Below are 12,360 nucleotides of genomic sequence, written 5' to 3'. Positions count from 1 at the left end.
GAACCCTTCTAGAACAACCTTCTATGCACTGCAAACGTATCATCCCCTTCGTGTTGCTGAGTCATCTGGCTTTTGCCCAGCAGCCCAAACTTGATAAAAATGGCTGGCTCGTTTCGATGGACCGTGTTGACATTCGTGCGATGGTGCAGCCGGTTCCCGAATCAAATCGGTTCATACTACCCGATTATAACATCTGGTGTGGGTCGATGATTAAAGGGAAGAATGGCAAATTTTATATGCTGTATAGCCGTTGGCCACGCGACAAAGGGCACGAAGCCTGGGTTACTCATTCCGAAATTGCCCTGGCACGAGCCGACCGACCCGAAGGCCCGTATCAGCACATAAAAGTGGTGTTACCCGCCCGGGGGAATCAATTTTGGGACGGAGTCTGTACCCACAATCCTGCTGTGATTGCCTACCAAAACAGGTTTTATCTGTATTATATGGGCACAACGGGTAAATCGTACGTAAAACCGCATACAGCTTATGAAAACCCCAACTGGTGGGAATATCGGAACAACCAGCGAATTGGAGTTGCCATCGCCGATGACCCGGAAGGGGAATGGCAGCGATTCGATAAGCCAGTACTGGACGTGAGTGCTGATAGTACTGCCCACGATGCACTGCTGGTGTCGAATCCGGCGGCTACTGTCGACGAAACAGGCCGGGTAATGCTGGTGTATAAACAAGTCGAAAAAAACGGCACCCTGAAAGGGGGTAAGGTCCGGTTTGGGGTGGCGTTTTCACCGTCACTGACCGGCCCCTTTGTCAAACACCCTACCCCTATTTTTGACGCCAAAGACCGGGGTAGTGAGTGGATGGTGGCAGAAGACCCCTATATCTGGCATTATAAAGGGAAAAACTACGCCATTGTGCGCGATGTGGTGGGGAAGTTTACCGGCGATACGGGGCTGGCCTTGCTGACGTCTACCAATGGCTATGACTGGCAACCTGCCCCTTACCCCAAGGTTATCGGCAAAACCGTTTATCAGTCGAATGGTCAGCCGTTTGATGATAAGCTCGAACGTCCATGCTTATACACGGAGAAGGGCGTTCCGAAACTTCTTTTTGGCGCTATGGGCATTCAGAAACGCGCCCATGCGATGAACATTTTTGTCCCTTTATCCTCTTCCAAATGAAGTATTTAATTCTGGTTACCCTAATAGCCTGCTCTGTTCAGGGAATAGCACAACCCACAAAGCCACTGGCTGTTCCGCTGGTGAATCAGGCCGGTTATAACCGGGGCGAAGCGAAACGGTTTGTTTGTTACGAAGCCGCCGATGGCACTCCGTTTCAGATAATCCGTCAGTCGGACAAAGCCGTTGTTTTCAACGGAACCATCAGGGATCGGGCGGGCGTTTTTTCAGCGTTCAATCCCCCAAAGGGCCAGACAGAATACATTATTTCCGTAAAAGGTCGTGAGCCGTCGGTGCCATTCCGGATTGCCGATCACCTCATCGAAGGAATTTCGTCAAAACTAGCCTACGATTTCTTCGTGGACGTACGAGGTTCCGAAGATCCGGTGCATTCCAATGAAGCGAAGGTGTACGGGGGCGGCCCCTCCCGTGATCAGGGCTCGTATGGGCTGGAAACTACCTTTGAAACGCTCTTCTATGCGTCGAACCCGGCTTTGTTTGACCGCTGGACAACCGAACTGGGCGATAAAAAAACGGCCGACCTGATTGATCTGATTCTCTGGCACGGTGAATTTGCCTACCACCATGTCGACTACAATGGTCCGGTCGCTAATCGGCATGGAACGTTGGGCTACGAAGGTCAGCCCCGTATGACGTACGACTATTGGAATACGCTCGATCAACTGGCGGCCGTTTGCGCGGGTTATCATAGTTTCTTAAAACCCTATCTTCCCCGAGAAACGTATCTCAAGTATCGTAACGAATGCCGTAAGCGATGGCAGGCCTACGACCGCCACAAAGTTGTACGGTACTGGACCTACAGTACCAAGTGGGTAGATGAAGGTTTTCAGGAGTTCAACGAGATGGGGAACGCCTTCGGGCAGTCGGTATTCAGCAACTTGTATATGTATCTCTCTGAGAAAGAGGAAACCGACGGGCAGCCCGAACAGTATCTGCGCTGGGCCCAGGAAAGTGCCGAAGACATCATCAAAAACTGGGATTTTAACAACCCCCGGCATATGTGGTGGATTCGCAATGCCGAACACATCACGCCACAGGCACTGGCTTTTTTTCTACTGGTAGCACCCGACAAAGCCCCCAACGGAACTCGTGAAAAATTGATGGCCTGGCGTGACCACATGAAGCAGAAAACGGCCAATTTCTGGCAATACCGCGTACATAGCGATACCGAATGGGCGCACCCGCGTACCAAAGAACTTGGTGGTGCTCCAGCCCTGGGTGGGTCTATGTTTGCCGTGGCCCATTTACTGGGCGACCGCGAGCTACGAGACATCGGCTGGTCGCAGGTTAACTTTGTGTTTGGCCTTAACCCCATTGGAGCCCATCTGAGCAACAAAAGCGCCGACCGACTGGCCATTAATGGCTATTGGGATGGAGTCGAATACGGCTGGCCGCGTAGTCACCCCAATGGTTATGGAATGCTCGGTAAGGTACGCGGCACGCTCGATGGTACACCCCTTGATGCACAGTTTCCACGACCGGGTCAACTAGTGGCTACTGATAAATCGACCGAAGGGCAGGTAGACCATATCGGACAAAACGCCTATGCAACGGAAGGGTGGGCCATCTCGAACCGGGGCTGGATGGCGACACTCACCTTTGCCCCCCTGGGCACCCAATCTGTGCGCATCTTGGATAAGCAGGGCAAAAAGCCGCTGAAAATGGTAAAAGCAGGCGCATCGGTACGGCTGGAACTCAAAGCGGCCCTCAACCTGGACCCAGCTAAAGTGGAGTCGGGATGGGTACTTGTCCAGCTTGATGAAAACGATCCGGTCAACGTGGCGGTGCAGGAAACCGGGCCTGATTCCGGGATTTTCACAACCCTTTACGCCCTCCCATCGGGGGGTACTAAACAACTTAAGGTATCGTACGGATATTGGGGGCTGGGCAGTCTGGCTACCTGTACTATTCGTTAAGCACTGACTCATGAAACACATACAGCGTGCATTTATCCTGCTTTGGGCCTTACTGTTGGTCATGCCGGGTTGCCGAACGTCGACGACCCATCAACGTAAAAAAACAACGGATCTGAACATACAGACCATGCTGCAGCCCGTACCGACCACGGCGGTCATGAGCGATTCGGCTTATTTTATCTGGTGTGGCACTATGGTACGTGGTAAAGATGGCACCTGCCATTTGTACTATTCACGCTGGAGACGCGAACTGGGATTTAATGCCTGGGTAACCCATTCCGAAGTGGCCCATGCTACCGCGCGTGACCCGCTGGGCCCTTATGTTTTTCAGGACGTAGCCCTGCCTGCCCGTGGCGCACAGTTCTGGGATGGCCTTTGCACACACAACCCAACTGTTCATGAATTTAATGGAAAGTACTACCTGTATTACATGGGCAATACAGGCGACGGTAAGAACATGAAGACACTTAATTTCGTGCACCGTAATAACCAGCGCATTGGCGTAGCCGTGGCTGACAATCCCGGTGGCCCCTGGAAACGAACGAATACGCCACTGATCGACGTAAGCCCTGACTCAACGGCTCCCGATGCTCTTTTAACCAGCAATCCGTCCATTACTCAACGGCCCGATGGCGGATTCTTGATGGTCTATAAGGCCGTCGGCAAAAAACGACCCGGCGTGTTCGGTGGACCGGTCGTACACATGGTCGCCACGGCAGACAGTCCAACAGGCCCCTTTACCAAATACCCACAAACCGTTTTCAATGCCAAAGGGACCGACTTCCCAGCCGAAGATCCGTTCATCTGGTACCAGGGCGATCGGTACTGGGCCATCGTAAAAGACATGCACGGGGCTTTTACATCGGCAGGCCGATCACTGGTCTTATTCGATTCACGAGACGGCTTCGACTGGAATCTGGCCAAACATCCGCTGGTATCGACCCTACAGATTCGGTGGGCCGATGGTCGTGTTCAACCGGTTGGGTACCTGGAGCGTCCTCAACTCTGGTTCGACAAAGGCAAACCCGCCGTGCTTTTGCTGGCCACTACCGTTGATCAGACGCAGTCCTACAATGTGCAGGTTCCGCTTAGGTGATGGCTGAATAGTGGCTGAATTCCTATTTTTAAGTTCCCTTACCTCGAAGCTGTTTAAACCTTCATAAATAGCTGGCAATAAGTATTTTTTGTCATCTCGAGGAACGAGGGATCTTCGGTAATAGGATTGTTTTTGCCCCTACCGAAGATCCCTCGTTCCTCGAGATGACAAAAAACACCTAGTTCTTCTTGAAAAAGAAAAGTTTAAACAGATTCCTCGATAAGCCATACGGGAAGTAAACGACTTCCTATATTTATAATTACTCGCTGAAGTATTTTAAGCGAAAGATTGATCTACCTAAAATAGCTCCCTCAATTCATTTAATTGCTAAAGCATTCTGTCGTTATTTCAAATCCAGAACTGGAGAATTCGATTCGCAATTTCTGCTTACACAACAAAGTTCATGCTTACGATTGCGCGTAAAATCGCCCTAAAGGTGTATTTTACAATCTACTCCTTTTAGTGTATCTGGCGGAGAAAAACCCACGGATCAAACCTCCGAAATGATGATCGAATGGTCTGAGCTTTTCTAAATAAAACTCCAGGCAGATTGCTTATCGTCGCATCTAACTTCCTCGTTCTGGATGCGGTGTAGCCCACCAGCCAATGCCACAACCGTCAATCACGTTGACGGATAAGACCTTGAAGCTTCTGTTGAAATTTATGACCATCTATTTGCCCATTGCCTATCAAGATACCATCTTTGCTGACGTGTAGAATTTTGCCCAGATGTACGGTCAGCCCTACGAATAATGGGTACATACTATCCTGAATGTATAGGTCTGTAAAAAGAAGCCATTTACAGCGTTTCTGAAAAGCAGACTGGATAGTTCGCCCAAATGCCATTATGTTTCTAGAAAAAATCAAATCTGCAGAATCAGGTGTGTTGCTGTATGGCATTACGCCCCCCAAAACGGGTACTTCCCCGGAACGTGTTGCCGAGATTGCCCAAAAAACAATGGAGCGACTGGCCACGCTGGATATCGATGCCCTGGTTGTTTATGACGTTCAGGATGAATCGGCCCGAACAAAAGAAGAAAGGCCTTTCCCGTTTATCAATGCACTCGACCCGTTTGCTTTTGCGTCTTCGTATCTGGGGCCTTTGACCATCCCCAAAATAATCTACCGACCTGCGGGTAAATTTTCAGCCGCTGAGCTTTCCGACTGGCTGGAAGAACTCCATAACCACTCGTTTTATCCTGTTTTTGTCGGTGTACCAGCCCCCGATTTTCCGGTAAAAACGAGCCTTCAGGAAGCCTACGACCTATGGAAACAGTATCAGGACACATCCGTTATCGGTGCGGTGACCATTCCCGAACGACATAATGTGCTGCACGATGAAGATGTCCGAATGCTGGACAAAATGAACTGCGGAGTGTCGTACTTTATTTCACAATGTATTTTCAATCTCGACTATGCGAAGCAGGTTATCGAAGACCTGGCGCTCAGTTGTCATCGACAAAACACCCCTCCCCCAACGATCATTTTTACAATTACCGCCTGTGGATCGGCCAAAACCCTCCAGTTTATGGAATGGCTCGGTATTCACGTTCCCGATGAGTTGAAAGAAGACCTGAAGACGTCGGACGACATACTCGAAAAATCGGTAAAAATATGCCTCGATATTGCCTCGGCACTTACCACATTCTGCCTGGAACGTGCCATTCCCTTCGGATTTAATATTGAAAGTGTGGCCATTCGCAAAGCAGAGATCGAAGCATCTATCGATATAGCTAACGGAATCGGTCAGATGCTGAAAGATAAAGGCCTCAGGCAGTCGGCAATCGCTTCTCCGGTGAGTACAGCCGTAAACGAATAGCGGGTCAACAGAAAACCTGTAGAAGCCAGGTTTTCTGTTGACCAAAAAGCTATCCTAACCCCCTATCGACCCATAACGAGCCGGACTTGTGCGGGCGATTGTGGAGCTTCCTGCAACTGAATGCCTAATTGTGGAGCTGTAAACTGCGTGCGGTCGATGGCTAAGGTGATGGTCTGAACACCCTGAGGTAGATCGGCAATTACGCCTTGAGCAGACATTTTTAAGGCTTTGTTTCCTACCCAACCCGTCAGCCCAGCCGTTGACGTAAAGCCCAGATCGACGTTGCCTTTGCTAACCACTTCCAGGTCGAACCGAACAAAACTGTATCGTTTGTTTGGCCCTACCTCTACAATCGGTAATTCGTGGATGGGCAGGGTTCCCGATACCGTACTATAAATGGGCATGGTTGGCAGTTTCCCGGCATCTTTTGTGACATAACTTGTTCCCTCAGCAGCCAATTTGCGGACCAGCTCTTTACTGGCCGAAACCGTACTCCAGCGCCGGACAAACTGGGTTGTCGGTACGCGAAAACCACCAGACCCACCCAGCTTCGACAGGAAGCCGATCAGATTGATAAATTCCTGCTTGTCCAGGCTTGCTGTCAGGCCAGAGGGCATCAGCGTACCGGGTGTTTTTTCAATTGTGCTGATCTGGCTTTTCGGGATCGCAAAATCCTGGCCGCCCACATCGCGCACAACGACCTCCGATACCCCGTTACTGACCAGATAGGCCATCATTTCCGAACCGTCTTTTTTGACAATGCGCTGAAGTTCGTACCCTTCTTTGATCGACAACGACGGATATAAGACCGAACGAATGATGGTTTCGACGGGTGAACTGGTCCCTAAACTACTCAGATCTGGCCCGATTCGCCCACCAGCGCCCCCAAGGGCGTGGCAGTTCTGGCACAGTAATTCGCTTTTCCGGAACACCTGTTCGCCCAGCGCGGGGTCTGCCGATTGGCTGATGGTTTGGGCCAGAGCCGTGATTTCGGGATTGCTTAGCTGCTGGGGCATTCGTTCTACCGGCAGTGTACCTCCCGATGCTTCCAGGGCTTTCTGCAATCGGGTTATCTCATCCGCCCGCTGTCGGTTGAAAGGTACATTCCGGGCCATCAGCTGGCGTCCCGCTTTGGCGAAAGATGCAGGAATCTTTTGGGCGATGAGGGCATCCGCCAACGCCTGTAGCCCCGCTTTGGAAGTAAAAAACGCCTGAAACAAATCCGTAGCGTCTGTCTCGGCCGGAAGCGTCCGCAGGAGTTCCGTACCGATGCGGGCGGCTTCGGGGGCATCCACAGAAACCAGTTGTGCCGTAGCCAGCAAGCGTAGGGCGGGAGGATTTCCGGGACGACTCAGATCGACCAGCCTCTTTTTCGACTGATCACTGCCGATTGCGGCCAAGGCGCCTAAAGCGGCTTTCTGAACAGGGGTAGTGCCTTTGGGGATAACGCCGACCAATCGGTTGCTCAAGTCGTCCATCTGCCATAGGCCGATCAGGCGCATGGCGGTAGTGGCTACCTCTTCATCAGTGCTATTGATCAAACTGGCAATCCGGCTGAGGTCATCCGTGGGCTTAACCTTTCGCTGACGGGCCGCATCGGCCAGGGCGTTCAAACGGGCTACGGTCTGTTTGTCGCGTTGGGAATTACCTTGCACAGCCAGGTCGAACAATGTATTCAGTTCGTCCGGTTTACCCCATTTGGCAATCGAAGCCAGTACGTCTTTCTGGTACTCGTCGGGCACCTGCCCTTGTCGATAAAGTCGGGTCAATTGAGCGACAGCCTCGGCATTACTCACCGATTTCAACGCAAATACCGTTTTACGGGCATCGCCCAGGAAGTTTGGTTCCGCTTTCAGCCGATTGGCCCACTGCGGCTCCAGTTCACGAATGGTTTGCCAGAGAGCGAAATCCAGAAACTCATCTATCGGTTGGTCAAGGGCGGCAAGTGCCGCACGAGCCGCTTCGGCCGATTGGAGATTCCGTAAAGCAATGACGGCTTCCAGCCGCACACGCGGATGCTCATCCTGTACCGCTTTGGCCAATAAGGCAGGCTCATCCTTTATTTTTCCATGCCACAACTGAAAGGCCCGTAAAGCGGCTGCCCGAGCATTATGATCGCTGGCTTTCAGCAGTTTCAGCAGTAGCGGCTCGTTTACGGTGTCGAGGGTCTGGTAGGTCCAGAGGGCTTCCAGCAGCAGGTGTTCGTAGTCGGTCGCTTTTGAATCCAGCCCACTCACCCATTGTGCCAATACAGGAATCACCTCTTTAGCACCATGCCGTTTTAGCACTTGTTTGGCCTGTAAACGGGTCCAGTCTTCGGGTTGGCGAAGTGCATCGAGCAGTTCGGCCACGGTAGCTTTTTCCAGCTGGGGGCGTTTGACCAAGGGTCGATTTTTAGCGACGATTCGCCAGATGCGTCCGTGCTGCTGATCGCGACGGGGGTCGTGAAAATCGACTTCCCCATGCTGAATGATCGGATTATACCAGTCAGCCACATAGATGGCCCCATCGGGACCCACCGAAATATCGACCGGGCGAAACGCGACATGGTCTGTCCACAGTAAATCGGGCAATTGTTTCGAAGCAAACCCACTCCCCTGCTCTTCCAGTCTGAACCGATTGATTCGGTTAGCCCGGAAATCATTGGTGATCAGCGTTCCCTGCCAATCATCGGGAAGATGTCGGCCCGAAATAACATCCAGACCCGAGTGTTTGGGCTGACCGGGGTTAAGTCCTCGCAGAATCCGCTCTGCGCCGGGAGCCGTCAGGAAGGTTGCCCCCGGAAAGGCGTAGTTAATCCCCTCAAAGCCAGCGCCATCGGTCATAAACGTTGTTCCCCAGCGTGTAAACTGTAAGCCCCACGGGTTGACCAGCCCTTTAGCGTAAATATCGAGGTCAAGATGTTCAGGGCGAAGTCGCCACACGCCCCCCCCTTCCAGTCGCTTGATTCCCGATGGGGTTTCGACATGGCTGTAGATATAGATGGACTGGTTGAAGTACAAACTTCCTTCCGGCCCCCAGCGAAACGTGTGAATCAGGTGGTGGGTATCGGCCGTACCAAACCCGCTCAGGATACGCCGTTTTTTATCGGCTTTACCGTCGCCATCGGTATCGGAAAAATGCAGAATCTCGGTCGAGTTGGCTACATATACACCCCCATCGCCCGGAAGAATTCCCGTTGGCGTAAGCAGACCTTCGGCAAAAACTGTCGATTTATCGGCCTTACCATCCCCGTTGGTGTCTTCGAGCACAAAGATCTTGTCGTTGGCCTGTTCGCCCGTTTTCAGATGCGGGTAGGCGGTACTACTCACTACCCACAGCCGTCCCTGCGCATCCCAGTTCATCTGAATGGGTTTGGCTACCAGCGGTTCGGCGGCAAACAAAGTTACCTCGAAGCCATCGGCCAGTTTGAACGATTCGAGTTCTTTCTGTACATCGGGGTCCGGTACATCAGGTGCTTTATCCTGGTTGACGAGTGCCGTTGTCAGCACCAGCATTGGAACGAGCAGACTTTTACGGAGTAGCGAGAAAGGATGTAGGGTACGATTACGCGGCCTCATGGCGGGTTACTTTAGCAGAGTAAGGGAATAGGTTACGGGCTTCGGCTGGTTGGTAGCCATAATTTCTCCTTCCAGCCAGGTAATGAGGTAACTTTGTTCCTCCAGCCCTTTTTTATGACGCCCCTGTTCGTAAGAGCGAAAGCCGATGATGTACGTTTGATTGAGCGGTCGGTACTGGAAGAAATGCAGCTTGTTCTTTTTCTGAACAAGGCTCTGCAACTCCGTCGAACGCGTAAACGAGGGGCCTTGCCGAATGACAACCCCCTCCGCCCATTGCTTCGCCGACGCTGTAATCACCTCATCTTCATCAATACGTAGCGAATAAAATCCTTTTTTTAGCCCTTTAATGGTCAATAGCTGTCCGTTGTCAACCTCCAGCGCTTTGTCATCCTGCTTTGGGGCCGGTAGAGGCAGGTAGGCTTCGTTGACAACAAAACGCACAGTGGCTGTTGCCTGGTCTGTATTCATCAATTTGAGAGGAGTAGCTGAGTCAACAGTCTGTTTGGCCAGATCGATCGTCATGTTGTTGGTACGCGGTGGCAGGCCCAGACCCGTTTCAAAAGCTTTAGCCAGATAATAGTAGCCTGTTTCATTGAGGTGGATTCCATCATCCGTAATCAGCAGTTGTTTTCCGGCCTCCTGAATCGGCTTAAACACATCGATATAGCGTTTTTTTCGCTCAGACGCCGTCTGGGCAATGGTCGATGCATAGCGTTCCAGAGCTGCGTTGCGCTGGGTTACATTGGTCGATGAGGGTAACAAGACAGGGATAGGCGACACCAGAATGGTTTTGGCTCCAAGCTGGTCGATCTTGTCGAGCAACTGATTCAGGCCCTGCTTAAATCGCGCTAACCCCGTCTCTCCATCCTGCGCTTCGACGCCACCATACGCCAGAAAGACCACCGTTGGTCTGGCGTTGGTAATTTGCTGAATGAGTAGTTCGTAGGGCGTGGGGGGCGAAGTAACGTAACTGCGGGCATCGCCAAATACATTATCGCCCGACCAGCCAAGGTTGCGATACGTAACATTTCGGCCGGGCCATCGGGTGGTGAGCGCCAACTCAAGATAGCCGAACTGGACATCGTCTTCGATCAGCGAATTGCCCAGAAAAACAACGCGATCGCCATCCGTCAGCCGAAAGGCAGTGTCGGAACTACTGACGCCAGAAACCGCTGGAGACTGGGCTGAAGCCACCAGGCAAAGCCCTATAAACAATAAACTTGAGCAATAGGTCAATACAATCAACTGCTTTCGCATGGAAGAGTACGGGAGGAGTATTGGTTCTCGATCTTACCAGGAAAGGCAAACTACCTACAGAAAATACCGATTTTAGTTAGCGGGGTTCATTAAAAAATATGACCAGCCCATCTTTCCCGGCAACGATTATATCCTTTCGGCCCGTACCGCGCAGGTCGGCCACAGAAAAGTAGAGCCCTGCCCCTTTACCTTCGCCAAACGGTCCGTAGCTGATGAAATTCTTTGTGAAAGACTCCCCATTCCACTTGAAATAATAGAGGCCCAGAGGATCATTCGCCCCCGGATCATTGCCATTATGCGCCCGGTATCGTTTGCCGGTTATTAACTCCATCTCACCGTCCTGATCAATATCTACCCATTCCATGGTATGGTACTGCGACTGAAATGGATCGATGGCATGCCGGGTAAAAGTTATCGTTTGATTGACTCGTTTTTGCTCGTACCAGTCCAGTCCATAGTTATGCCCCTGTCCAACGATCACATCCATCAGGCCATCCTTGTTTACATCGACTACCAGAATCGGAACGCTCGCATGGTCCAGATTGAAGGTAGGGTGATGTTTCCACAGCGTTTTATCAGATCGCTTTTCGGGGGCTTCCAGCCAGCCATCGGCCACAATAAAATCGCCCCGGCCATCGCCGTTGATATCCCCAAAGCCAAGACCATGCCCATGTTTTTCCGCCACTTTCGTAGCCGAAAACTGCCCCGTCGGTTTTCCGGCCTGATCGAGGACCAGACTGTAATAGACCAACGGCAGGTTGGGTGTGTTGGGGACAATATCGATCCGCCCATCGCCATCTACGTCCCAGGCACGAATCGTTTCCACATTGCCCGACTGAGCCAGGTCATGCTCTTTCCATTCGCCCTTATTGCCGGGGTTTTCACGCCAGACCATTTTTTTGCTGAACCACCCCCCGGTTACGTAATCCAGTTTGCCATCGCCATTAATATCGAGAGGAATGGTGGCAAAATCATCGAAGTACTCCCCTTTGCGTTCACTCTGCCCGATCAGGTGGCGGTTCAGAAAAGTGGGGCCTTCGTACCAGTAACTTCCCGAAACTAAATCGGGGTGCTGATCGCCATTGACGTCGAACACTCCTACCGATTCGGCACTCTCGGAAGCAATCAGTTGCTTGCGAAAGGTAGCCCGCTTCACCGATTGCCCAAACAGTTGCTGAACCGTAGTCAATAAAAAAAGGAAAATGAGAAGGTGCCGTTTTAGTGCGTTCGTTCGTGGGGTACTCGTGGCGTAACAATTCATCGCTTACCAGCTAAAAGTCTGGAACATATAATAACCTTGTATAAATAAGGCTGCCGCACCTGAATTTTACTTTTCCATCGACTTTTGATGGGTAGCTATCGGTACGTAATAGGCTCGATTTTTGAAGGCACACAACTCGTCATTCAACCAGTTTTCGATACTTTTAAGTAACCGATTCCGGCAAGGCAAATTAATCCGTTTAGTAAAGATTTGGGATGCCGTTTCAGAGAAACCGACGCTTCCAGCGATCACTTATCGGCAACGGCAATTCGTATTTACTCAATTGTGCAAACA

Annotated in this window: 7 protein-coding genes; 4 read left to right on the top strand and 3 right to left on the bottom strand. The window is 51.4% G+C overall.

Features of this window, described 5'->3' with window-relative positions; all coding sequences use genetic code 11:
• The first annotated feature begins 23 nt into the window (after positions 1–23).
• The 4 genes from B153_RS0126075 to B153_RS0126055 all read left to right on the top strand — a co-directional run bounded on the left by B153_RS0126075 (position 24) and on the right by B153_RS0126055 (position 5,988).
• Positions 24–1,139, top strand: coding sequence for a glycoside hydrolase family protein (locus B153_RS0126075; protein WP_020599698.1), 1,116 nt, complete (start codon positions 24–26; stop codon positions 1,137–1,139).
• On the top strand, positions 1,136–3,073 hold the full coding sequence (locus tag B153_RS0126070; RefSeq protein ID WP_020599697.1) for an early set domain-containing protein: 1,938 nt from the start codon (positions 1,136–1,138) through the stop codon (positions 3,071–3,073). Before B153_RS0126075 ends, B153_RS0126070 begins: the two co-directional genes overlap by 4 nt.
• A gap of 10 nt (positions 3,074–3,083) precedes the next feature.
• Positions 3,084–4,169 carry a glycoside hydrolase family protein gene (locus B153_RS0126065; protein WP_020599696.1) on the top strand — a complete coding sequence of 362 codons (1,086 nt, stop codon included), beginning with the start codon at positions 3,084–3,086 and terminating at the stop codon, positions 4,167–4,169.
• An 847-nt stretch (positions 4,170–5,016) separates the two neighbouring features.
• Positions 5,017–5,988 (top strand): methylenetetrahydrofolate reductase, encoded by a 972-nt coding sequence (locus B153_RS0126055; RefSeq protein ID WP_020599694.1) that lies wholly within the window; start codon positions 5,017–5,019, stop codon positions 5,986–5,988.
• Positions 5,989–6,050: 62 nt separating this feature from the next.
• Here the strand turns inward: B153_RS0126055 and B153_RS0126050 are convergent, their stop codons facing one another.
• The 3 genes from B153_RS0126050 to B153_RS0126040 all read right to left on the bottom strand — a co-directional run bounded on the left by B153_RS0126050 (position 6,051) and on the right by B153_RS0126040 (position 11,994).
• The gene (locus tag B153_RS0126050) at positions 6,051–9,485 is read right to left on the bottom strand and encodes a PVC-type heme-binding CxxCH protein (protein ID WP_020599693.1); all 3,435 of its coding nucleotides are present in this window, start codon (positions 9,483–9,485) and stop codon (positions 6,051–6,053) included.
• 69 nt (positions 9,486–9,554) lie between these two features.
• On the bottom strand, positions 9,555–10,805 hold the full coding sequence (locus B153_RS0126045) for a GDSL-type esterase/lipase family protein (protein WP_020599692.1): 1,251 nt from the start codon (positions 10,803–10,805) through the stop codon (positions 9,555–9,557).
• Positions 10,806–10,881: 76 nt separating this feature from the next.
• The gene (locus tag B153_RS0126040) at positions 10,882–11,994 is read right to left on the bottom strand and encodes an FG-GAP repeat domain-containing protein (RefSeq protein WP_020599691.1); all 1,113 of its coding nucleotides are present in this window, start codon (positions 11,992–11,994) and stop codon (positions 10,882–10,884) included.
• Positions 11,995–12,360: the final 366 nt, after the last annotated feature.

Origin of the sequence: Spirosoma panaciterrae DSM 21099, from assembly GCF_000374025.1 — a bacterium.
Taxonomy (GTDB): Bacteria; Bacteroidota; Bacteroidia; order Cytophagales; family Spirosomataceae; genus Spirosoma; species Spirosoma panaciterrae.
The sequence above is the reverse complement of the archived record's forward strand: the minus strand, read 5'-3'. Positions and strand labels throughout refer to the sequence as shown.